The 22,351-nt window shown below is 64.1% G+C and carries 18 protein-coding genes and 2 pseudogenes; 10 read left to right on the plus strand and 10 right to left on the minus strand.

What is annotated here, in order from left to right; genetic code table 11:
• Positions 1-1,348: 1,348 nt before the first annotated feature.
• On the minus strand, positions 1,349-2,572 hold the full coding sequence (locus tag ACL02S_RS23015; RefSeq protein ID WP_412804577.1) for a PucR family transcriptional regulator: 1,224 nt from the start codon (positions 2,570-2,572) through the stop codon (positions 1,349-1,351).
• An 83-nt stretch (positions 2,573-2,655) separates the two neighbouring features.
• On the opposite strand from ACL02S_RS23015, the gene ACL02S_RS23020 reads away from it, so the two are divergent.
• From ACL02S_RS23020 to ACL02S_RS23035, 4 genes and pseudogenes are all read left to right on the plus strand, one after another.
• The gene (locus ACL02S_RS23020) at positions 2,656-3,747 is read left to right on the plus strand and encodes a ferredoxin reductase (protein WP_412804578.1); all 1,092 of its coding nucleotides are present in this window, start codon (positions 2,656-2,658) and stop codon (positions 3,745-3,747) included.
• Positions 3,748-3,773: 26 nt separating this feature from the next.
• A complete protein-coding gene (locus tag ACL02S_RS23025; protein WP_412804579.1) occupies positions 3,774-4,958 on the plus strand; it encodes a fatty acid desaturase family protein in 1,185 nt (394 codons plus the stop codon).
• A gap of 412 nt (positions 4,959-5,370) precedes the next feature.
• A pseudogene (locus ACL02S_RS23030) lies at positions 5,371-5,793 on the plus strand (transposase); the annotation flags it as partial.
• Positions 5,794-5,966: 173 nt separating this feature from the next.
• Entirely contained in the window at positions 5,967-6,191 is a 225-nt protein-coding gene (locus ACL02S_RS23035) for an IS3 family transposase (RefSeq protein WP_412804580.1), read from the plus strand.
• Between the two features lie 67 nt (positions 6,192-6,258).
• Here the strand turns inward: ACL02S_RS23035 and ACL02S_RS23040 are convergent, their stop codons facing one another.
• The 5 genes from ACL02S_RS23040 to rpsF form a co-directional block, all read right to left on the minus strand.
• On the minus strand, positions 6,259-9,354 hold the full coding sequence (locus ACL02S_RS23040) for a replicative DNA helicase (RefSeq protein WP_412804581.1): 3,096 nt from the start codon (positions 9,352-9,354) through the stop codon (positions 6,259-6,261).
• A gap of 645 nt (positions 9,355-9,999) precedes the next feature.
• The gene (rplI, locus tag ACL02S_RS23045; protein ID WP_412804582.1) at positions 10,000-10,452 is read right to left on the minus strand and encodes a 50S ribosomal protein L9; all 453 of its coding nucleotides are present in this window, start codon (positions 10,450-10,452) and stop codon (positions 10,000-10,002) included.
• 17 nt (positions 10,453-10,469) lie between these two features.
• Entirely contained in the window at positions 10,470-10,721 is a 252-nt protein-coding gene (gene rpsR / locus ACL02S_RS23050; protein ID WP_412804583.1) for a 30S ribosomal protein S18, read from the minus strand.
• A 57-nt stretch (positions 10,722-10,778) separates the two neighbouring features.
• Positions 10,779-11,309: a single-stranded DNA-binding protein gene (locus ACL02S_RS23055; RefSeq protein WP_412804584.1), complete on the minus strand. Its 531-nt coding sequence runs from the start codon at positions 11,307-11,309 to the stop codon at positions 10,779-10,781.
• Between the two features lie 87 nt (positions 11,310-11,396).
• Positions 11,397-11,684 (minus strand): 30S ribosomal protein S6, encoded by a 288-nt coding sequence (gene rpsF, locus ACL02S_RS23060; RefSeq protein ID WP_412804585.1) that lies wholly within the window; start codon positions 11,682-11,684, stop codon positions 11,397-11,399.
• Between the two features lie 160 nt (positions 11,685-11,844).
• On the opposite strand from rpsF, the gene ACL02S_RS23065 reads away from it, so the two are divergent.
• On the plus strand, positions 11,845-13,245 hold the full coding sequence (locus ACL02S_RS23065; RefSeq protein ID WP_412804586.1) for a glycosyltransferase family 87 protein: 1,401 nt from the start codon (positions 11,845-11,847) through the stop codon (positions 13,243-13,245).
• 76 nt (positions 13,246-13,321) lie between these two features.
• On the opposite strand, the gene ACL02S_RS23070 is transcribed toward ACL02S_RS23065, so the two are convergent.
• The 3 genes from ACL02S_RS23070 to ACL02S_RS23080 all read right to left on the minus strand — a co-directional run bounded on the left by ACL02S_RS23070 (position 13,322) and on the right by ACL02S_RS23080 (position 15,904).
• Positions 13,322-13,960: a TerD family protein gene (locus tag ACL02S_RS23070; protein WP_412804587.1), complete on the minus strand. Its 639-nt coding sequence runs from the start codon at positions 13,958-13,960 to the stop codon at positions 13,322-13,324.
• Between the two features lie 101 nt (positions 13,961-14,061).
• Entirely contained in the window at positions 14,062-15,168 is a 1,107-nt protein-coding gene (locus tag ACL02S_RS23075) for a DUF475 domain-containing protein (protein ID WP_412804592.1), read from the minus strand.
• 160 nt (positions 15,169-15,328) lie between these two features.
• Entirely contained in the window at positions 15,329-15,904 is a 576-nt protein-coding gene (locus ACL02S_RS23080; protein ID WP_412804588.1) for a TerD family protein, read from the minus strand.
• 145 nt (positions 15,905-16,049) lie between these two features.
• On the opposite strand from ACL02S_RS23080, the gene ACL02S_RS23085 reads away from it, so the two are divergent.
• From ACL02S_RS23085 to ACL02S_RS23105, 5 genes are read left to right on the plus strand one after another with little or no spacing between them, the layout of a single operon-like run.
• Entirely contained in the window at positions 16,050-17,267 is a 1,218-nt protein-coding gene (locus tag ACL02S_RS23085; RefSeq protein ID WP_412804589.1) for a hypothetical protein, read from the plus strand.
• Positions 17,268-17,280: 13 nt separating this feature from the next.
• Complete coding sequence (locus ACL02S_RS23090) at positions 17,281-18,495, plus strand: HpcH/HpaI aldolase/citrate lyase family protein (RefSeq protein ID WP_412804590.1); 1,215 nt, start codon at positions 17,281-17,283, stop codon at positions 18,493-18,495.
• On the plus strand, positions 18,492-19,937 hold the full coding sequence (locus ACL02S_RS23095; RefSeq protein ID WP_412804591.1) for a phosphoribosyltransferase domain-containing protein: 1,446 nt from the start codon (positions 18,492-18,494) through the stop codon (positions 19,935-19,937). Before ACL02S_RS23090 ends, ACL02S_RS23095 begins: the two co-directional genes overlap by 4 nt.
• Before the next feature lie 20 nt (positions 19,938-19,957).
• Positions 19,958-21,073, plus strand: coding sequence for a cysteine protease StiP family protein (locus tag ACL02S_RS23100; RefSeq protein ID WP_412804593.1), 1,116 nt, complete (start codon positions 19,958-19,960; stop codon positions 21,071-21,073).
• Positions 21,074-21,132: 59 nt separating this feature from the next.
• Positions 21,133-21,912, plus strand: coding sequence for an HAD family hydrolase (locus ACL02S_RS23105; RefSeq protein ID WP_412804594.1), 780 nt, complete (start codon positions 21,133-21,135; stop codon positions 21,910-21,912).
• Between the two features lie 82 nt (positions 21,913-21,994).
• On the opposite strand, the pseudogene ACL02S_RS23110 reads toward ACL02S_RS23105, so the two are convergent.
• Positions 21,995-22,351, minus strand: a pseudogene (locus ACL02S_RS23110) (hypothetical protein); the annotation flags it as partial.

Raw genomic sequence — 22,351 nt, forward strand, 5'->3', positions numbered from 1 at the left:
TCCCCATTCCGTCACCAACGAAGATTCCAGCACCGACGAAGTGCCCGGACCGGCCCCGACGGGCCGTATGTCACCAGGAACGTCGTCGTCGAGGCGGCAGGCGTTACTACCTTGCCGCTCACAGCGGAGGTTGAGGCAGGTGCTGACTTCTATGGTTCGGTCCGGGTGGACCACATCACGGATACGTCAGGAGGGCCTGCAGGTTCGCGCGCATCACCGACGCAAACGCCTCGGGTCCTCATCGGTGTCGGTGATCGACGCGGATGCACCGATGACGGTTCGGATACCGGACACCGACCGAGTACGCTACGGCCTGTACCCACACCACCCCGGTCGGATCAACTGAAAACGGGCGAAACAACCTGGACTCTGCCACCAGGTGATCGCGCTATCGGGGACTGGCCACTGTTGTCACAGATCCCTGGAGCTTGAGTAGGATCTACTCCTGAATCGATCCTGTTGTCTCGATAAGAACATTCATCAGAGTGGAGACCTGATCATCGGTGATTCGCGGGGCGTCTGCTGGTGCGGAAACGCCGATCGCTCCATGCCACCGTCCGATGACGGTGACTAACTCAACGGTGCTGAGGCCGCTGCGCGACCGTGACTCTCGGTGGTCCCGAATCCGGGACTGTCAAGTTAACGGTGTAGCGATGACCATCGCGGCATTTCTTCAGCCGACCCGTGAGTATCCGCCGGGCGCCGATGCAGTGGTCCCCGGGTAGTCCGGACCTTCGAAAGAGAACCAGTGCCGCCGTATCGTCACGTGACGGCTTCCGTGGTAACCCTCTTCGGATCGTGCGCCGTCGAGTAATTTGTTGCTACGCCCAGGGTCCGCACGGCGGTCGTTAACCCGCGGTGCCTAGACCTCGACGGCCCCAGGCGCAGTCAGCGCCTCACGCGGCTGGTGATAGCCGTTGCGGACTCCAGCCGTTGGCCATCCTCGTCAATTCTGTTGTCTGGCAGCGGTTCTTCTTGGCTGTCCTGCCGACGTGGGCACGGAAGTCCCCGCAGCGGCGTTGGCGCGCTGGTTGAGAAGGTATGCCCATGCTCACCGTAGTTCACGACGCCTATGGGGCCATCGGCAACGAGGCCAACCGGTCACCCTCCCTGGGGACGAGCACTCTATCGGATCCTCGTGAAGCTCCAGCAGCGACGCCGACGGCGCTACCTGAGCCTTATGCTCGACGCGTTGGGCCCCGGCAGTCCGCGGCCCCTTCCACCACACTCGAACTCGTCACTCGCCGACCGGGCGGCAGCAAGAAACACCTCGTGATCGTCGTGCCCGGTGAGTACTGGATTCACCGGTCTGGGCGCCAACATCTGACGGCTCGGGCGCCCCACACGGTCAGTCTTGACCTGAAGTGATGGGGAGGCTCCGCGAGGGCGTGAGGCCCAGCGCCACAGTCAGTTCCAAGATCGTCTGCGGATCGTCGAGCCGGTCGCCGTACAGTTCGCGCAACTGTGTCATCCGGTAGCGCACTGTTTGGGTGTGCACGAAGAGGTCGGCGGCGACGGCGGCTCGATGACCCCGATTCAGCAACCAGGAACGCAATGTCTCGGCGAGCCGATCCGCCGTGGCTGGCCGTAACTCCGACAGTGGCGCGAGGGCACGGCGACGCAGGTCCTCGGCTGCTTCGGGGTCAGCCCCGAGCACGATCTCGACGAGATGGTCGTCGGTGTCGAGGACCTCGGCGCCGGTGCCGAGGTGACGGCCTCGCACAGCTCGTCGGTAGGACGACCGCGCCGATAGCCACGGCCGTGCGGGTCCAAGCACGGCCGCACGGCCGGCGAATGTGGAGAGCAGCAGGGGGCGACGCGCGCCGTCCATGTCGGGGACCAACATCACCGCCCACGACTCCGAGGGGTCCAAGCCCGGCAGCGCGTCGGTGGCCTGCAGTACTTCGGCGCTCAGCTGCGTTGCAATACCACGGGATTGGACGGCGGGCAGCAGCACCGCGGTAAGAGTGGCTGGGACAGCCCAGTTCGCTGCCTCGGCGCTGGCGAGTAGCACTTCGGCGGGCTCGCCGGCAAGGAGTTGCGCGGTCAGTAGGTCCAGATATCGCTGTCTGGCCCGCCCTACGGTGGCCAACTCGTCGGCGTGTCCGGAGACGCTGGACGCCGACAATTCGTCGATGAAGGCGAACACCAGCTCAGCGAATCGGGCAATCGTCGCTCCGCTCAGCCCGGCATTCACTGCGGTCTCTGACAGTTCGCGCCAGGCCACCCGGGCACCAACCCGATATGCCGACAAGAGCGCATCGATCGTGTGCCCGTTGCGGGCCTCGCCACGACCGAGATCGTAAGCACCGTCGATGGCAGCCGACAGCGGCGGTGCGGGGTCGGAATCTTCGGCGCGGGTTGCCAGGCGCAGGAACGCCTGCAGTGCGGACTGGACCGCCCTCTCCACGTTGCGACCCGTCTGGCCACTGAAAGTGGTTGTGTAGGAAGGCACCTCAGCGATGACCGCAGCCACGGTGCGCTCCGCCATCCGGGGCAACACGGCTTCCAGTGCCGCGACCACTCCCGGGGCGAGCGCCAATGCGGACAATTGACCCGCCGGTTTCGACATTTGTTCCCTTCGAACAAACGCAGGTTCAAAATCCACCCTGGACGGCCAAGAGTTTATCTCAGATGACTGTCCAGACTGGAGGTATGACCACAACTGCTCCCATTGTTGAAACCGTGACCCTGCGGGGGTGGGTGCTGAGGTTCGCCGAACGGCTCACGACGCCACTGGCGCCCGCCGACTATCTCGACGTGATCGACCCGCTGCGCTCCGGCGCCCGCCTGCGCGGGCGAATCGTCGGCATCGAGCCGGAAACCCCTGATGCCGTCACCGTCGTCATCAAACCCGGCCGAGGATGGCGCACGCACATCCCAGGTCAGTATGTCCGCATCGGCGTCGACGTCGACGGCGTGCGCCGGTGGCGTGCGTACTCGTTGACCTCGACCACCGACCGGGCAGACGGCTGCATCACCATCACCGTTAAAGCGATTCCCGACGGGATCGTGAGCAACTTCCTGGTGCGGCGGGCCAGCCCGGGGACCCTGTTGCAATTGGACCAAGCGGCCGGCGATTTCGTCCTGGGCGACCCCGCACCGGGCAAGGTCCTGTTCCTCACCGCCGGCAGCGGCATTACCCCCGTGATGGGGATGCTGCGCAACATGCCGACGGGCGCGTGGTCCGACGTCGTCGTCGTCCACTGCGCCCTCACCGCCAGCGACGTGATCTTCGGCGCCGAACTACGTATGCTCGCCAACCAGAATCGAATCCGGCTCGTCGAGATCCTCACCGACGTCGACGGTCTGCTCGAAATCGGCACCCTCGGAAACCTGGTCGGCGATATTGCCGAACGCCACACCTGGGCGTGCGGTCCCGCCGGGCTGCTGGATGCCGTGGAAACACATTGGACAGCAGAGGGTATCGCTGATCGCCTGCACACCGAACGGTTTCGGGCGGCGCTGACCGGCATCGGTGAGGGCGGCGCAGTCACCTTCACCACGACCGGAACCACGGTCGACAACGACGGCGCTCAAAGCCTCCTCGATGCCGGCGAATCCGCCGGGGTCCTGATGCCCTCCGGATGTCGCATGGGCATCTGCTTCGGCTGCGTTGCCCCGCTGCGACGAGGAGCAGTGCGTGACCTGCGAACCGGAGAAGTCACCACCGCCTCCGAAGGAGACGGTGTGGTCGTCCAAACCTGCATCTCCGCCGCCGCGGGGCCCTGCGACATCGACCTGTAAAGCACTTCCCGAAAGGACTACCGACCATGACCGCTCTGCACGACGAACCCGTCGGCACCACCGCAACACACGACGCGCCCGCCGACCCAACAGCTCACCTCAGCGCGGCCGACATCGACAACCTCGGCGCCGAACTCAACGCCATCCGTGATGAGGTCATCGCCAGCCGAGGTGAGGCGGACGCCGCCTACATCCGTAGCGTCATCGACGCCCAGCGCAAACTCGAGCTCGCCAGCCGCGCAATCCTGTTGTGCTCGCTGTTCCCGCCGGCATGGGTCGCCGGAACGATCGGCCTGTCGATCTCGAAGATCATCGAGAACATGGAGATCGGGCACAACGTGATGCACGGTCAATGGGACTGGATGCGCGACCCCGCCATCCACTCCACCACGTGGGAGTGGGACAACGTTTCACCGGCGGACATGTGGAAGCACTCCCACAACGAGTTGCACCACACCTACACCAACGTCCGCGGCAAAGACAACGACCTGGGCTACGGGATCATGCGGGTCGACGAACAGCAGCCCTGGAAACCCCTGTATCTCGTACAGCCTCTGTCGAACACCCTCGACGCCTGCTTTTTCCAATACGGAATCGCGTTCTACGACCTCGAAATCGGCAAGTATCTGAAAGGTCGCGTGGACAGGAAGGACTTCCTGCGCCGCAGCAAGAAGGTGCTCGGCAAGATCTTCCGCCACGCCACCCGCGACTACGTGCTGCACCCGATGCTGTCGGGTCCCTCAGCGCCGACCACGTTCACCGCCAACCTGACCGCCAACCTGGTCCGCAATCTGTGGACCCATTCGGTCATCATGTGCGGCCATTTTCCCGAGGGTGTGCAGACCTTCGCCACTGATTCAATCGACGGTGAAACCCGTGGCCAGTGGTACCTGCGCCAGATGCTGGGCTCCGCCAACATCTCGGGAAGCCCCTTCATGCACTTCATGACGGGGAACCTGTCCCATCAGATCGAACACCACCTGTTCCCGGATCTGCCCAGCAACCGCTATCACGAGATCGCGCCAAAGGTGCAGGACGTGTTCGAACGCTACGGCCTGACCTACACGACCGGACCGCTGCCCAAGCAGGTCGCCTCGGCGTGGATCAAAATCATCCGACTGTCACTGCCCAACCAGTTCCTCAAGGCACCGGTGAATCCCGCCTCGCCAGGCCCGACCACCGCTGCTTCTCGCGGAGCCCGCCGGATCTGAGGTCGCCGCGATTGCTCGCGGCACCGATCCCGACTACCCGATGGGCGCAGAGCTCAACATAAGTCGAGACGACCCGCGCCTCACACCGGGCCCATCGCAGGTGCGCTAGCGGCTACCTGACAATGGGCCCGGCGATCCGATGTGGTGGGCGAGTTCGACGGCGGCCAACGCTCACCGGGGGCGGTAACCCAGCAGGTCTCGCGCGCGGGGTACGTCCATGAAGACGGTGTACGAGACGCGCCGAAGACTGCCTTTGCAGCGATGTCCACGTTCGGAGGTGCGTTCTCTGGTTAGCCTCGGGGATGCACCGAAATTGGTGACAGCGTGTGTTGAGGACGACGAAGGGTGCTCCGACTTGCGATAATTCTTCTTGCTGAGGGAAAAATCATCGCAAGTGAGGAGCACCCTTCTGGTGCGGAAGTCTATCTCGCCGTATCCGGTGTTGGTCGCCGGCGGTGACGGGTCCGGGGTCGTGTCGCAGGCTGGGGCGGTGTTGTTGCTGCGCACCGCGCAGCGGGTCGGTTTGGTGGAGGGTTTGTCGAGGGTGCTGGCGCCGTGGCGCAAACCGATGGCCACACACGATTCGGGAAAGATCGTGTGTGATCTGGCTGTGTCGCTCGCGGTCGGCGGTGACTGTGTTTCGGACCTGGCGTTGCTGCGGGCAGAACCGGGTGTGTTCGGTCTGGTGGCGTCGGATCCGATGGTGTCGCGGCTGGTGACCGTTCTGGCTGCTGATACGCCGAAAGCGTTGGCGGCCATTGCTGCCGCGCGTGCTGATGCACGAGCGCGGGCGGGTGGGCACGCCCCCGATCACGGGATCGATGCCGGGCATCCACGGCTGTGGATGCGTCGAGCCGAGGCCGATGCCGGCGAACGCGATGATCGGCCGACGACCGATATGCTGGCCGAGAACCGGGCACTGAAGGGGGCTGCGGAGTTGGAGCGTGTCAACGACATATTGCGCTCTGCGAGTGCGTATTTCGCCTCGGAGCTCGGCCAGGCCCGGCGGTGATCAGCTACGATAACGCGCTGATGGAGAACTTCTTCTCTACACTGAAGACCGAGCTGGTTTACCGACACACGTGGCGGACCCGGGATCAGGCCGAGAACGCCCTGTTCGCTTACATCGACGGCTGGTACAACACCCAGCGGATCCAGAAGAAGCTCGGCTGGCGATCACCCGACGAATACGAAGCCAGCTACCATCACCAGGTTCCCGCGGGAAACAAATAATCCGCTCTCCTGATTAGCGGGGGAACCTCAATCGGATCTGGGAACCTACACCGCGAGCGGCAACCACTCAGCCGCGCGCCATGTCCACGAAGCGCGACAGATGCAACTGGTGGGCGACGGTGATCGTGGCGGTGGGGCCGTTGCGGTGCTTGCCGAGAATCAGGTCGGCCTCGCCACCGCGAGGGTCGTCACGTTCGAACGCGTCGGGCCGGTGTAACAGGATGACCATATCCGCATCCTGTTCCAGCGAATTGTGTACCGAAATGCCTTGGGCCACGAAATTATGTGTTCCTGGCACGGTGCCATCGAATACATCTTGCTCACCGAGCGGAGTGATGTCGATGATCTTGTCCCAGAACACGTCGTTGGTCGCGAACATCTGGATCTCCGCGTCGTCCAGCACTGCTGCTACGCGGGCGAGGCGGGACCGGCTCGGCGAGTGCTTCCACATTGTGGATCCGCAGAAACGGGAGCCCATCGCCGCCGAGAATTCGCGGTGCGTCATGTTCTTCGTGGCGAGGAGGGTACGAACCTTCGACCAGATTTCGCGCGGAACCGTATCGACGTTCGTATTGCGTGTCATCGGTTCCAACTCGGCGAGAGCCTCCTGCGCCGACCGTCCACGCGCGCCGTGGACGCCGATATCGCGCAGGAAGATGATCTGGTTCTCCGAGCCGTCGACAGTGAGATGCCAGCAGTCGCGGTAGCCGGTCTTGGGTACCTTCTCGATTCGGCCGTGCACGCCTACGCGAAGCAGCAGTTGGACTACATCGTCGACCAGACGGCGGCTGGTCGACGCGTAGTAGATCTTTGCCTGGCGTCCTTTCGCATCCCAGCGCACCGAGCCGTCCGTGGCCCAGAGATGCCGCAGGAACAGGGCGATCTGATCGTTGGGGAGTGTGAAGATACTCGGGGGAACGAACTTCTCGTGGCTGCGCAAGCCGAACAGGCCCAGTTCGTCGAGCCATGCGGCAATGGGGTTGCGCTTACCGTGGGTAAGGTGCCCCGGTGCGCGCAAGCGCAATGTAGTCGCACGCGCGGCGGCGTAGTCATCACGTACCGCCGTCACACCGAAGTGGGTAGCGGCCTGTGTGACTACCGTGAGGTTTTCCTCGTCGACGCTCGCATAGCGGATCGGCTGACGTTTGACACAAGAGCCGTCGCCGATCATGTGCGCCAGGAGAATCACCTCGGCGTCCGGTATCCGAGTGGTGTGCACGGGCTCGGGGACGTGGCGCGGGATGGCGAGCCGGTCGCCGGCTGCCAGCTTCGCCAAGGGAATCCAGCCGTCGACGGTCAGGAATGGGTGGTTGCCTGTTGCTTCGACCTCGCGCCCGGAGGCGAGCCGGAGCCGGAAGACCTCCTTGCGTCCGCTGGAGAAGACCTTCACCATGGGCCGGGCGACCATCCGCATCCGCTCGTCCAGCGACCACACCAGCGGCTGCTCGCCACTGGTGAGTAGTTCACCGAGAGTGGTCTCGGCGCCGGTGTCGGCGCGCAGAATGCGAGTCGATGCGGGGAGGCAACCTGATTCGCGCAGGTCAGAGACCATGGGGCGTTTATCGGTCCGTTGTTCCGGACCACGGTTGAGCTGGCTGATCGCGACCACGGGAACTTCGAGTTCTTTGGCCAGCAGCTTCAGGTTCCTGGAGAAGTCCGAGACTTCCTGTTGGCGGGATTCGACCTTCTTGCCCGAGGTCATCAGCTGAAGGTAGTCGACAACGACGAGCCGCAGATCGTGCCGCTGCTTGAGCCGCCGGGCCTTGGCCCGGATCTCCATCATGGTCAGGTTCGGTGAATCGTCCACGAATAGCGGCGCTTCGCTGATCTCGCTCATTCGCCGCGCCAGTTTGGTCCAGTCGTCGTCGCTCATCCGCCCGGACCGCATATCGCCGAGCTTGATCTTCGCCTCCGCCGACAGCAGTCGCATGACGATCTCGGTGCGGCTCATCTCCAAGGAGAAGATGACGCTGGCGAGACCGTGTTTGACCGAGCAGCTGCGCATGAAGTCCATGCCGAGCGTGGAGTTGTGCGTCGGTATTTTGGAGCGACCGGCGAGATAGAGGTGGTCTTCGCCCGCGACCTCGACACAGCGGACCGGGCGGGTGTCGATCTTGCGAACATCGACAATGCGGCGCGGCTCGGCATACGCGGTCTGGGGGACTGTGTGATTCGGTGCGCCGTCCACCGTCCGGACGCTGTGCGCGATATCGCCGGTGGTCCGCACCGAAGTATGTGGCCCCTCGGTACCCGCGGTGGTGAGCCACTGGTGCTGTTCGTCCGCCACGATGACTGTGCCGTCGGAGAACTCCACCTCGTAGCAGGGTCGGCCGGTCAGCACATCGGTAGCCGCGAGAACCAGAGTGGGGCGGCCGTCGCGGCCGAGTAGCTCATCGCCGACGGCGACCTCGCCCATGGTCGTCCAGCCGGTCGGGGTAGGCAACGGAGTATCGAGGGCCAGGGCTTTGCCGACACCGGGTCGCGCGGCGACGATGATCATCTGGCCCGGATGGAGGCCATTGGTGACTTCGTCGAGTTCGCTGAACCCGGTGGGGACGCCGAGTGAGATACCGCCGCGGCTGGCGATGGAGTCGATCTCGTCCATCGTCGGCTGGAGCAGTTCCTCTAGCGGGAGGAAATCCTCGCTGGTCCGGCGTTCGGTGACCTCGTAGACCTCGGCTTGGGCGCGGTCGACGACCTCGGCGACGTCCTGACCGTCGGCACCGGCGTAGCCGTACTGGACGATGCGGGTACCCGCCTCGACCAGGCGGCGCAGAATAGCCTTCTCCGCGACGATCTCGGCGTAGTAGCCCGCGTTGGCCGCTGTCGGCACGGTCTGGGTGAGGGTGACCAGATACGGTGCGCCACCGATGCGTTTGAGCTCGCCGCGACGATCCAGCCCGGCGGCGACGGTCACTGGATCGGCGGGCTCCCCACGGCCGTAGAGATCGAGAATGGTGTCGTAGATGGCTTGATGGGCGGGCCGGTAGAAATCGCCGGGGCGAACCACCTCGACCACATCGGCGATGGCGTCTTTGCTCAGCAGCATGCCGCCGAGCACAGACTGCTCGGCAGCCATATCGTGTGGTGGCTGACGGCCGAAGTCTTCGCCTGGGGGTTCGGGCGGGAATTCCGTATGCCCGCGGTCACCGGTGGTTGTCACCAGACTCGACCGTCCTCTCTACCCCCGGCTGGGTTGCACCCTGTCGACTCGTTCTACTCCCCGGCGCCGACATCTTGGTTACCTAGGCTGACCAGGGTTTCAGCTATCGCTCCCGCACCGCTTCCCATCGTTGCGGGCAACGGTGTGTGTACGGCGATGTGATGAACCTAGGCGACCCGAAAGCCCCCTACCAAACCGCACTGTGTACACAACTGTGGATAACTTGGGGGAGAGTTCACCCAGTCGTGTGCACCCCTTGTGGATAACTTGGGGAGAAAGTGGGCCACTGCGATCAAACACACAGATAGATATGGGCTTATGTGTTTTTCCGCGTGTGGATTAATCAAGCTTCGGCGTGTTGCCTCAGTTGCGCAACCGGGAGTGTCGGGTTAACGGGACTTGTCACGAACATGACTTCGAGCACATTTCGGACAGTTGATTCCGGTAGTAATCCACAAGGGGAGGTATCGAAGTTCCCATGTGCTGGTTTGCGACGTCGAGATTGCCCGGAATGATACGTCTGGGCGTATGGCAAATAATTAGCTATTAAGCGGTCAGGGCAGAATCACGCGGCGGAGGCCACCTCAGTGTGTGGTACTGGAGAGGTGGCCTCCGCCGCGATATCCGAATCAGGCAGTTCCCGAATCAGGCGGCGGTGACGGTCAGATCGAACTTGGCCGCCACATCCGGATGCAGATGCACCACGACCACATGCTTGCCGGTCGTCTTGATGTGCGCCTTCGGTAGTTCGATGCTGCGCTTGTCCACCACGGGGCCACCCGCGGTCTTGATGGCAGCGGCCACGTCCGACTGGGTCACCGAGCCGAACAGTTTGCCGGTGCCCGCGGTCTTCACGGTCAGTGAGACCGACTCGAGGCCCTCGATGGCCTGCTTGAGTTCGTTGGCGTGGTCCAGGTCGCGAACCCGACGGGCGTCCTGCGCCCTGCGGATGCCCTCGACCTGCTTCTGGGCGCCCCGGCTGGCCACGATCGCCAAGCCGCGCGGCAGCAGGTAGTTACGGCCGTAGCCGTCCTTGACCTCCACGGTGTCGCCGGGGGCGCCGAGGTTGTCCACATCAGCGGTCAGAATCAGCTTCATGTGCGTGCCTCCCTTTCTCAGCGAGCCGTCGACACGTAGGGCAGCAGCGCGACCTCACGCGAGTTCTTGACCGCGATCGCGATATCGCGCTGGTGCTGCACGCAGTTTCCGGTGACCCGGCGGGCACGGATCTTGCCGCGGTCGCTGACGTACTTGCGCAGCAACGCCGTGTCCTTGTAGTCGATTGTGACAGTTCCGGTCTTGCTCTCTTTGCAGAACGAGCAGGCCTTCTTCTTGAGCACCTTTTCGCGCGCGGGCGCTTTAGGCATGGTCTTTACTCCGTAATCATCCGATGGCCCGGATCGAGTGGGCCGTTGAGGCCGTTCTCAGAACGGCGGTTCGTCATCCATGCGGCCGCCGCTCCCGAGGGAGCCTGCCGCGGGCGCGCTGCCCCATGGGTCGTCCTCTGCACCGCCGGAACGTCCGCCACCACTGCCGGAGGAGGCGTAACCGCCCCCGCCACCGGACCCGAAGCCGCCGCCTCCACCGCCGCGGCTGGTCTTGTTGACCTTCGCGGTGGCGTAACGCAGCGAGGGACCGATTTCGTCGACCTCGAGCTCGACGACCGTGCGCTTCTCTCCCTCGCGGGTTTCGTAGGAGCGCTGCTTGAGTCGTCCGCTCACGATGACGCGGGAACCTCTTGTCAGGCTTTCGGCAACATTTTCCGCAGCGTCGCGCCAGATATTGCAACGCATGAACAGTGCTTCGCCGTCTCGCCACTCGTTCGCATTACGGTCGAACACCCTAGGGGTCGACGCGACGGTGAAATTCGCCACCGCCTGCCCCGCCGGCGTGAATCGAAGCTCCGGGTCGGCCGTCAGATTTCCGATGACGGTGATGACCGTGTCGCCTGCCATGTGGTTCCTCCTGCTCGGTATGCAGTCCGCGTCCGGCTGTCGCGCTAGAGCCTAGGCACAGGCTCCGACGCGAACGCGGGTGCCGGACTACTTGTCGTGGCGCAGAACCTTGGTGCGCAGCACCGATTCGTTGAGACCGAGCTGGCGATCGAGCTCGCTCACGGTCGCGGGCTCGGCCGTCAGGTCGACCACAGCGTAGATGCCCTCGGCATGCTTGGCGATCTCGTAGGCGAGCCTGCGGCGGCCCCAGATATCGACCTTGTCGATCTTGCCACCATCGGTGCGAACGACGCTGAGCAGATTGTCCAGCGACGGACCGACGATGCGCTCGTCCAGGCTGGGGTCGAGGATGACCATTACTTCGTAATGACGCACGGACCAATCACCTCCTGTGGACTGGGAAACGGCCACGGACGGTCCGTGGCAGGAGGGTCGTTGCGTCAGCAACCCGGCAAGGGTACATGACCTCTCGGTCAGCGGCGAAACTCACCCGGGAACAGCGCCGACGCTCCGTCGGTCCGCTTAGGGTGGTTTCATGCCGACCGGACTCGCCGCATCCGTCCTCTCCGCGGGGCGTGCGCGACGCCGTATGGCATGGACCGTGCTTGTGCTGCTGCTGTGCGGCCTTACCCTGGCATTGGCGTACGCGAACAAGGCGCGATGCGCGGGGGCGCCGTTCGACGCAGACGGACGCAGCCTGGTTTTCGACGTCGTCAAGGATTCGGATGTCTGCTACTCGGATATCCAATTCCTCTGGCTCGGCCGGGATATCAACGAGCATGTCTTTCCCTATGTGCACGGCGGCATCACCGATGGCGGTGTGCTGGTCGGTGGCGCTGTGGAGTATCCGGTACTCAGCGGTGTGCTGATGTGGCTCGGTGCGAGCGGTGCGGCCGATGACGCCGAGTTCCTGCGCAACTCCGCTCTGTTGCTCGCGCCGTTCGCGCTGCTGACCGCATGGATGCTGGTCCGGCGCGCAGGCCGGGCCGCTCTGCTGTGGGCGGCCGGACCACCGTTGGTGCTCTATGCCTTCCACAACTGGGAGCTTCCGGTGGTGTGCCTGGCAACAGCGGCGTTCTATGTTCTCGGCGCGCTGACCCGATACTCGCTTCGCACCAGAGGAATCGTGGCCGCGGTGCTGCTCGGTCTCGGCTTCTGTCTCAAGGTATATCCAGGGATCTTCGTGCTGCCCCTGCTGGTATATGTGCTCACCGGCGGTCTCGAACGCGATCCGGATGATTCCGATCGCGGGTTGGATGTCCGCGGCGCTTTGTACACCGCGGCCGCGGCGATCGGTACCGTCCTCGCGGTGAACCTGCCGTTCGTACTGGCAGGCTACGCGGGATGGCGCGCGTCGATTACTTTCCAGCAGTTGCGTCAGGCCGATATCACCACGAATTCCATTTGGTATTGGGGGCTTCGGCCGATGTTCGGGCCGGACGCGCGCAGCGAGGAGACATTCCAGCAGGCGGTCTCGGTCGCTTCGCCGGTACTGGTGCTCATCGCGTTCGCGCTGGCGATGTGGCTCGGCTGGAAGCGCTATCTGACCACCGGCGCATTCCCCTTGGTCGGGGTGAGCGGTGCGATGCTGTGTGGATTTTTGCTGTTCCACAAAGTGCATTCGCCGCAGTACACCTTGTGGTTGGTGCCGTTCCTGGTGCTGCTGGAGGTGCCGTGGTGGCTGATCGGCAGCTATCTCGTCGCCGACGCGGCGGTGGGAATCGGGGTGTTCCGCTACTTCTACTCGATGGGGTCAGGAGGGGCTGGTACCTCGGTGGAGGTGATGGAGAGCATTGTCCAATTCGGTGTATGGGGTCGGGCGAGCCTGCTGGTCGTGCTGTTCTTCGTTTTCCTCCGGGCCTCGGCACGCGAGTACCGGCCCACGCTGCCGCCGGTGCCGCGGACAGGCTCCCGTGCGCTGATTCCGGTGTCCTGAGGACTATCCCGCCGGTCTCTCTCCCCTACCGCACCAGCGGATGCGATATCCAGGGCGTGGCTGCGGGAACGCTGAGCTATTTGCGCGCGTTGTGCCAGCGCATACCCCACTGATAGGCCTGGTCGATCTCACGCTGGGCGCCGTGGATGTACTGCACTTCGCGATGCACGGTGATCCCGGTGCCTTGATTCTGCAGCAGGGCGATGACGCAGGACCGTGCGCCGTCTACCGGTGAGTCGAGCCGGACCTCGATCTGCGGGCCCGCCGTTGGGTGCAGTGTCACGACCCCATCGGCAGCAGCCCAGTTGGGCACGCCTTCGTAGATGAGGGCGAAGATCAGAATGCGGCGGAACAGTTCGGGCCGGGCGAGGTTGATGTGCATGGTCTCGCCGCTTACCGCCGAACCTGTGCGATCGTCACCGTCCAGCGCGATGTAGGGCTCGGCCTGTAGTGCGCCGAAATTATGTCCGATCGCCTGTACGACGCCTTTGCTGCCGTCGGACAGTTCATACAGGCAGCCGAGATCCAGATCCACGGGTTTGGCCCTGCGGAAGAAACCTTTGGGCCCGCTGGACCAATTCAGATTCACCCGCATGATGCCCTGCGGTTCACCGGGCTTGGTCAAAGTGATGCTCGGCGTCGCCTTCGACAGGGTCACCTTGGACAGGTTCACTTCGCCGAGGTCGGCACTGCCGAGGTTGTCATTGCTCGCCATGACGAGTTCCCCCTGGGGCTGATGCGGCGGCAGCATCGGGGACAACGACGCTGCCGCCGCGGCGGGTCTTCGGTTATCTGTCCGGAAGCTGTATGTGGCGATCAGCCTACCGGTGTGACTTCCCGTTTACTGTCCAGTTCCGTCTCACCCGCGCGGCGGTTTCGGATGATGCTGGTGAGGAACGCGGCGCCGATGAACGCGACGCCGATCAGGCCGGTGATGATCTCGTTGACGTGCACACCGATCGAGACGAGCAGGATCACCGCCAGCGCGCCGATCGCCCAGTGGGCGCCGTGCTCCAGATAGACATACTCCGACAGGGTGCCTTTACGTACCAGGAACACCGTGATCGACCGGACGAACATGGCGCCGATCAGGCCGAGGCCGATGGCGATGATGATCGGGTCGGAGGTGATGGCGAATGCGCCGATCACACCGTCGAAGGAGAACGACGCGTCGAGCACCTCCAAGTAGAGGAACAGGAAGAAGCCCGCTTTACCGGTGGCCTTCACCAGTTCGGAGGGGCCTTCGCTGCGCGCGGCCTGTTCTTCGGTGTGGAACATCGAGCCGAGTCCGTCGACCGCGATGTAGGTGATCATGCCGAGCAGGCCCGCGATCAGGACGGTCGAGCGGTGGGCGTCGTCAGCGAGGTATTCGGCGGTGAGGATCAGGCCGGTGCCTGCGACAACCACTGAGAGCATATCCAGTTTGCCCGCCCTGGCCAGCGGTCGTTCCAGCCAGCCGAGCCAGGTGATCTCGCGCTCATCGAAGATGAAGTTGAGGAACAGCAGGGCCAGGAACATCCCGCCGAATGCCGCGATCTGCGGGTGTGCGTCGGTCAGCAGTTTCTCGTAGCTCGGGCTGCCGTCCGGGAAGGTCAGCGCGTCGTCCGGTGGCGGGTTGAGTGCCAGGTCGAAGGCTCGGACCGGGTCAAGCCCCGCGGTGATCCATACGATGGCGAGCGGGAAGACCAGGCGCATACCGAAGACGGCGATCAAGATGCCGATGGTGAGGAAGATCTTCTGCCAGAACTCACTCATCCGTTCGAGGATGGTGGCGTTGATCACGGCATTGTCGAACGACAGTGACACCTCGAGGATGCCGAGGATGATGGCGAGCGCCAGGGCGGTCGGTCCGCCGTACAGGAATGCCACCACGAGCGAGACGACCGTGACGAGCAGGGACATGCCGAATATGCGCAGGACCACGCTTGGACCTTTCATGAGGTGAAACGAGTCGGCGACGGTTGCTACCAGCGTGGCCGCTGAACCGTCGGTTGTCCAACGCTGCGCCCGGACTGCTGGCATCCCCAGGACGCATAACAAGGGGGCCCGTCACCGGGCCCCCTTGTGCACACCGAAGTGTCTATCAGACGTTCACACCGTAATCACGGGCGATGCCTGCCAGACCGGAGGCGTAGCCCTGGCCGATCGCACGGAACTTCCACTCCGCACCGTTACGGTACAGCTCGCCGAAGACCATGGCGGTTTCGGTCGAGGCGTCCTCGCTGAGGTCGTAGCGGGCGAGTTCCTCGCCGTTGCTGCGGTCGACGACCCGGATGTAGGCATTGCGGACCTGACCGAACGACTGCGAGCGGGAGTCGGCATCGTAGATCGAGACCGGGAAGAAGATGCTCTCGATGGTCGGCGGGGTGTTCGCCAGGTCGACGTTGATGACTTCGTCATCGCCCTCGCCCTCGCCGGTCCGGTTGTCGCCCGCGTGCTCGATCGATCCCTCGGGAGAACGCAGGTTGTTGAAGAAGATGAAGTGCTTGTCGGACACGACCTTCTTGTCCGCGCCGGTCGCGATGGCGCTCGCGTCGAGGTCGAAGTCGGTGCCGGTGGTGGTCCGCACATCCCATCCGAGACCGACCGCGACAGCAGTCAAGTTAGGCGCAGCCTTGGTCAGCGAGACATTGCCGCCCTTGGACAAACTGACACCCATGTGGGATTCCCTTTCGATAGTCCGTCACTGGTTCCCAGCATGTCCGAATCGCCGGGTACGTCATACGACAGTAGTAGGTTTCCACGGACTTGCGTAGCAACCGGCGTAACCCAGGGAAAACAAGGAGATCTCCTACCATCGGGGCGTGGCAGGCCGAAGAGGTGGATGGTTCCGGTCGTCTGGAAACAAAGAGTGGATCGAGCACGCCCGCGCGGCATTGGCCACAGCGTTCCTCGATATGGACCGGCGCCAGAGCGCGGCAGACGCGGCGGTGGCTGCCGCGGATCGGGTTTTTCCGCAGCAGCATACGAGTGCGCGCTGGGAACCGGTGCGCGACAGGTGCTATAGCGCGGCGGATGTCTACCTGAGGTTGGATGAGGAGCTGACGACCGCGCAGCATGCGGGTACGTCGGTGCCGCACGGGCAGCAGCGTTTCGACGCCGCGATGCGGCAGTTGACCGATGCGGCCCGTGCTGTCGACGAGTTCTATCGAGGTGACCAGAACCGGCTCGAAGAGGCGGTTGCCGTATGCCAGGCGATTCCGCGACTCGTGCGGGAGGTGAAGATCTCCGCCGCGGATACGCGCGGGCGGGCCGCGGAATCCGCGTTCGCGGACTATCCTTCGGTGCGCAAATACACCGCCGCGGTGGATGAGGCAATAGTCACACTGGAAGCGATCGCCTCTGACGCGCCGGTGGACTTGGTGCACGAGACTGTGCACCAAGTGGAAACAGCTACCAGGGAGTTAGCGGATGTCTTGGCGCAGGCCCCTTCTCGGGTGGCCGCGGCGAATACCGCGATCTCATCGGTGACCACCAGGCTCGCCGCTGCCAGAACCAAGGCCGAAGCGGTCGCGCCCGCGTTCTCGGCACTGTTGCGTGAGTTCAATGCTGCGAGTTCAGCGGATCTGGCCGACAATGAGCGGGAAAGCCAGCAAGCCATCGAGGCCGCGGCCGCCAGCCTGGACCGGGCGCGCGCGGCAGCGGTGGAGCACAACCCGGAGTTTGCCCTTGATCTGACCACATCCGCGCGCGGATTTCTCGCCGAGGCCGAGCAGCAGATCGATGCCGTAACCAAACGGCTTACGCTGCTTCGTGCGGTGCGGGCTGATCCGCAAGAACAACTCGAGGCCGTACGATTTCGGCTACGGGATGCGCAGATGCTCGCGGTGAGCCGTGGGCTTGTCGACGATTGGGGTTCGGTACTCGACGCACAGGCGTTACGGATCGACCGGACCAGCGAGACGCTCTCGGGGCAGCACCCTGACTACTGGGCCTATGTGATGGAACTGAACGCGATCACCGAGTTCATAGCCGGGGTAGTGGATCGAATGAGAAAGCAAGCAGGATCACGACGAGAATGAGGATGGGGCAACGATGACCGCAGGCATCGCTCTCCAGCAGGAGATATCCCTGCGGAAGCCAATGCCGCTGCGTCACTTCCGGCAGCTGCACGGTCCGGAGGCGAGGCGTCTTTTCCACCGGCAGCCCGAACCCTTCGGTGATGACCGCGCAGATCGGGAACTATTGGCGGTCGGCCTCGGTGCGACGCTGTACGCGCCTGCGACCAAGCCGGACCTCGCGCTGACGATAAGAAAACGCGCCAAGTACGGGGTGTGCTCGATGGTGATCGACCTAGAGGATGCGATCGCCGACCACGAGGTGGCGTACGCCAAACAGCAGACCGTCGCCGCGCTGGATCTGCTCGCGGAGAATCACGATGCCAATCCGCTGCTGTTCGTGCGGGTGCGTGACGCGGATACGATCGCCGAGCTCGTCGAGCAGCTCGGCCCTGGTATCCGTGCCCTGACCGGTTTCGTGTTCCCGAAGTTCGACAGTATTTCCGGTCCGAAGTATCTGCACGCGCTGCATGCGGCCGCCCAGCGGGTGGACCGACCACTGTACGGGATGCCGGTCTTGGAGTCGGCGGGTTTGGTGCACCGGCAGACCAGGGATTACGAGCTCGCCCAGATCGCGGCACTGCTGACCGCGCATCGGGATCGAGTGCTCGCCGTTCGGGTCGGCGCGACCGATATGTGCTCGACTTTCGGTATCCGGCGCGATCGTGACCTGACCATCTACGACGTGCGCGTGGTCGCCGACGTCATCGCCGATATCGTGAACTATCTGGGGCGGGCGGACGGAACAGGTTTCGTCATCACCGGACCGGTGTGGGAGTACTTCGCCGATCACGAACGGATGTTCCGCCCCTTGTTGCGTACCGCGCCGTTCGCGGAATCGGATGCCGTGCCGTTCCGGCAATACCTGGTCAGCCGGGACCTGGATGGGCTGCTGCGGGAGATCACCCTGGACCGGGCCAACGGAATCCAGGGCAAGACGGTGATTCATCCGTCACATGTGGCCGCGGTGCACGCGCTGTCGGTGGTGACGCATGAGGAGTACTCGGATGCGCTGGATATCTTGCGCGTCGATGTCGGGGGTGTGGCGGCCTCCGGTTATCGGAACAAAATGAACGAGATGCGGCCACATCGCAGCTGGGCCCGCCAGACCCTGCTGCGGGCAAGAGTGTTCGGTGTCGCGAACAAGGGAGTGTCTTTCGTGGATCTGTTGACCGCGTTGGTTACCGTATGAGGCAGCATGCGGCCGAGCCTTTGCTCAAGGAAATGCCTTGGGCGACAAGGACTCTAGGTATACATCTGCAGCATGATCCGGTAAGTGGCAACAGTTCGCGGAGTCTGCGTTCGGCCGATCTCCCGGTCACCGCGTTGGTGCAGCCCGGGGTCCGTCACAACAATCCGCGCCGGGCGCATCTGCTGGTGTCGACGGTGCTCGGTAAGCATCTCCCGACCGATCCGCGGCTCGTGCTCGGCGCTGGTAACCGTCTGGGCGATCTGGTGCGCGAGGTGCTCGGCATACGGGAAGCGGTTGTACTCGGATTCGCCGAGACCGCGACAGGTCTCGGGCACTGCGTAGCCGCACGGATCGGGGCGAGCTGCTATCTCCACTCGACTCGCCGTGCGGTACCGCATGCGCAGACGCTCGCGGGGTTCGAAGAGGGGCATTCACACGCCACCTCGCATCTGCTGCAGCCAACGCCCGCCGATATCTTCGTCAACGACTTACCGCTGGTGCTGGTCGACGACGAGATCTCGACCGGAGCGACCGCGATCGACGCGGTGCGTGCGCTGCACGCCTTTTCGCCACGGGCGCATTATGTACTCGCCTCGCTGGTCGATCTGCGCAGCACAGCGGATCGGATCGCATTCGACTCCGCCGCGACGGAGTTGGGAGCACGTATCGATACCGTCTGCCTCGCCACCGGCCGGGCTTCGTTGCCCGATGGGCTGATCGACGCGGTCGGCGCACTCCCCTCGCCCCAGCTCAATCCCACCGCTGGCCATCCCGGCTCGTTCCACCGGGTGGAGCTGCCATGGCCTGCCGCGGTACCGGAGGGGGGCAGGCACGGGATACTCGCCTCCGATACCGATGCGTTCGAAGCGGCGTTGTGCGAAGCGGCCGATGCGCTGACCGTACGATTGGATACCGCTTTCGCGGATCGACCCGCCATCGTGCTCGGGCATGAGGAACTGATGTACCTGCCCTTGCGGCTGGCCGCGTTACTTGCCGACGCAGGCAGGCCGACACGCTTCCAGACCACAACGCGTTCGCCCGCGTATGTGCTGGACGAGCCGGGATATCCGTTGCGGCGTGGCTTCCGTTTCGTCGCACCGGAACCGGGTGATATCGCGCCGCGTTACCTGTACAACGCGCATTGGCCGGATGATTCGCCGGATTTGCCGGAAGTAGCCGAGGCCGGATCGAGCGCGCTGGTCGCCGCTGCGATTCCGGCACGCGGTGCGGGCGATACCACCGGCCCGGCCGATCCCGTGCTCGTCGTCGTGGTCGATTCGCCCGCGGACACCGCAGAACTGGTCGCCGAAGGCGGGCTGATCGATGTACTGACCACCTCCGGTGCGGATGTGCTGCTCGCGGTGTTGCGGGAAGCAGATCCGCGGCAACTGCACGCGGAACGCGCCGAATCGCCGCGGCTCGTGGCGGGGAGCAGGCCGTGACAAGTACGAGGCTGTCCGCGTTGCCAGTGCCACTGCACGGTCCCGAATTCGGATCGTATCCGGCCGAAGAGGTTTCCTGGCTGCTCAAAGACCTGTCCGGTGCGGATCTGGAAGCAGGCCTCGCGGAACGGGAACGACAGATCCAGGCCGGGAAGGCGCATTACGCGGAGTCGCTGCCGATCGAATACCAGCCGGACGCGCCGTACCGGGCACTGTTCGAGGAGGTGCTCGCGGTCAGTGCAGAGCGGCTCGCGCTCGCGGTAGCGACCGTATCGGAACTCCTGCTCGCCGAACGCGGTGCGGATCTTGTGCTGGTGTCGCTGGCGCGAGCAGGCACGCCGATCGGCATCTTGATGCGCCGTTGGTTGCTGGCGCGGCGGCCGGACCACACGGTGCCCCATTACGCGGTGTCGATCGTGCGCGATCGTGGTATCGACACGGTGGCCCTGGACTATCTGGCCGAACACCACGATCCGGCTTCCATCGTGTTCGTAGACGGCTGGACCGGCAAGGGGGCGATCGCCCGCGAACTCACCGCGGCGCTGGATGCCTATCACGCAGCCGGTGGTCCGCGGTTCGACGATGATCTCGCGGTGCTGGCCGATCCTGGGCACTGTGTGCGTACCTACGGCACTCGTGACGATTTCCTGATCGCCTCGGCTTGCCTGAATTCGACCGTTTCCGGACTGATATCGCGCACAGTGCTGAACCAGACCCTGATCGGTCCCGGTGATTTCCACGGCGCCAAGTTCTATCGCGAGCTGGCCGATGCCGATGTGTCCGGCCGTCTGCTCGACACCGTGAGCGGCGCCTTCGACGCGGTGCGTGACCGGGTAGCCGCCGAGGTCGCGGCGATACGAGCGAGTGACCGCACGCCGACCTGGACCGGCTGGGCTTCGGTGGAGAAGGTGCGCGCACAGTACGGCATCGCCAGCGTGAACTATGTGAAACCCGGTGTCGGCGAGACCACCCGGGTGTTGTTGCGGCGAGTTCCGTGGCGGGTGCTGGTGCGCGAGGCGGATGCGCCGGAGCACGCGCATATCCGGATGCTCGCCGCCGCGCGGGGCGTGCCGGTGGAGGTCGTCGAGGACCTGGCATATTCGTGTATGGGACTGATCAAGGATGTGCAGCGGTGAACCTATCTCGAAGAACGCGCCGAAGACGGGTGCTGATCGCAACCGACCTGGACCGGACGATGATCTATTCGCGCAACGCCTTCAGCACCACCACCGATGTGCAGACAGTCTGTGTCGAGCATCTAGAAGGGGAGCCGCTGTCGTATATGACCACCACCGCGGCGCTGAGGATGCAGTCTCTGGCCGGACCCGCCGCCCTCGTTCCCACCACCACCCGCACGATCAAGCAGTTCGGCCGGATCCGGTTGCCTGGAGCACCTTGGCGTTATGCCATCACCAGCAATGGGGGGAACATCCTCGTCGACGGCGTCCCAGATCTGAGCTGGCGTATCGATATCGATGCCAAGGTGCGTGCCAGTGGCGCGACCCTGCCGGAAGTGAGCAGGCAACTGCACACGCGCATTGATGATTCGTGGGTAACGAAGTTCCGGATGGCCGACCATCTGTTCTGTTATCTGGTGGTCAAGCCCAAAGCCGTTCCCGAAGGGTTTCTCTCCGAATGGGACGCGTGGTGTCGCGCCCGTGGCTGGTCGGCATCCCAGCAGGGCCGCAAGATCTACACCATGCCGCTGACCGTCTGTAAGAGCCGTGCGGTCGCCGAGGTGCGCAAGCGCCTCAGAGAAGGTGGTGAGCTCACCGACGAGGCGCAGACGCTCGCCGCGGGCGACGGTGCTCTCGACGCCGAGATGCTGCGTGCCGCCGATGCCGCCATCCGTCCCCGCCACGGCGAGCTGGAACAGCTCAACTGGACGCACCCCAACCTCACGGTTACCCGTGCGACCGGCATCCTCGCCGGTGAAGAGATCATCGACTGGTTCAGCAGAACTGCCCCGGAATAGGTCGAGTTGCTGTCAGGCAAGCTGTTCCACGCCCGCCGGGTATCGGCGACCGCGGGCGGTCCGGTCTCGTAGGTACTCTCGTTCAGTTGCCGTCGCGCAGCGACAGTAGTCCGCCGATCGTGCTGAGGTAAGCCGTCGCGTCGGGTCCGAGCACGATACCGGTGTAATGATTGCCGAAAGCGGGACCGGTGCCTGCCAGCTGTTTCCACACCATTTCGCCGGTGCGGTAGTCGAGGGCGGTCCAGTACCAGGGATCGCTGAGCTGGGTGCCCTTGGTGTAGGTGTAGATCAGCCCGGTGGCCAGAGACAGTTTCGGCACCACGCTCGGTGCGGCTTCGACGGTGTTGGACCACACCTTATGGCAGCCGTTGCCGTCGGCATCGATATCGATGCGCGCGAAACCGGGAGTAGTGGTCTTGCCGAGCACAGTCTGCTCCGG

This window comes from Nocardia spongicola (genome assembly GCF_047200775.1).
Lineage (GTDB): Bacteria > Actinomycetota > Actinomycetes > Mycobacteriales > Mycobacteriaceae > Nocardia.

What these genes read in the sequence shown, in the direction of transcription:
- ACL02S_RS23070 (WP_412804587.1), bottom strand. Translation starts at nt 13,960, where the DNA reads ATGGCGAGCAATGACAACCTCGGCAGTGCCGACCTCGGCGAAGTGAAC.
- ACL02S_RS23065 (WP_412804586.1), top strand. Translation starts at nt 11,845, where the DNA reads ATGCCGACCGGACTCGCCGCATCCGTCCTCTCCGCGGGGCGTGCGCGA.
- ACL02S_RS23080 (WP_412804588.1), bottom strand. Translation starts at nt 15,904, where the DNA reads ATGGGTGTCAGTTTGTCCAAGGGCGGCAATGTCTCGCTGACCAAGGCT.
- ACL02S_RS23025 (WP_412804579.1), top strand. Translation starts at nt 3,774, where the DNA reads ATGACCGCTCTGCACGACGAACCCGTCGGCACCACCGCAACACACGAC.
- rplI (WP_412804582.1), bottom strand. Translation starts at nt 10,452, where the DNA reads ATGAAGCTGATTCTGACCGCTGATGTGGACAACCTCGGCGCCCCCGGC.
- ACL02S_RS23090 (WP_412804590.1), top strand. Translation starts at nt 17,281, where the DNA reads ATGACCGCAGGCATCGCTCTCCAGCAGGAGATATCCCTGCGGAAGCCA.
- rpsR (WP_412804583.1), bottom strand. Translation starts at nt 10,721, where the DNA reads ATGCCTAAAGCGCCCGCGCGCGAAAAGGTGCTCAAGAAGAAGGCCTGC.
- ACL02S_RS23020 (WP_412804578.1), top strand. Translation starts at nt 2,656, where the DNA reads ATGACCACAACTGCTCCCATTGTTGAAACCGTGACCCTGCGGGGGTGG.
- ACL02S_RS23055 (WP_412804584.1), bottom strand. Translation starts at nt 11,309, where the DNA reads ATGGCAGGCGACACGGTCATCACCGTCATCGGAAATCTGACGGCCGAC.
- ACL02S_RS23015 (WP_412804577.1), bottom strand. Translation starts at nt 2,572, where the DNA reads ATGTCGAAACCGGCGGGTCAATTGTCCGCATTGGCGCTCGCCCCGGGA.
- ACL02S_RS23095 (WP_412804591.1), top strand. Translation starts at nt 18,492, where the DNA reads ATGAGGCAGCATGCGGCCGAGCCTTTGCTCAAGGAAATGCCTTGGGCG.
- ACL02S_RS23105 (WP_412804594.1), top strand. Translation starts at nt 21,133, where the DNA reads ATGATCTATTCGCGCAACGCCTTCAGCACCACCACCGATGTGCAGACA.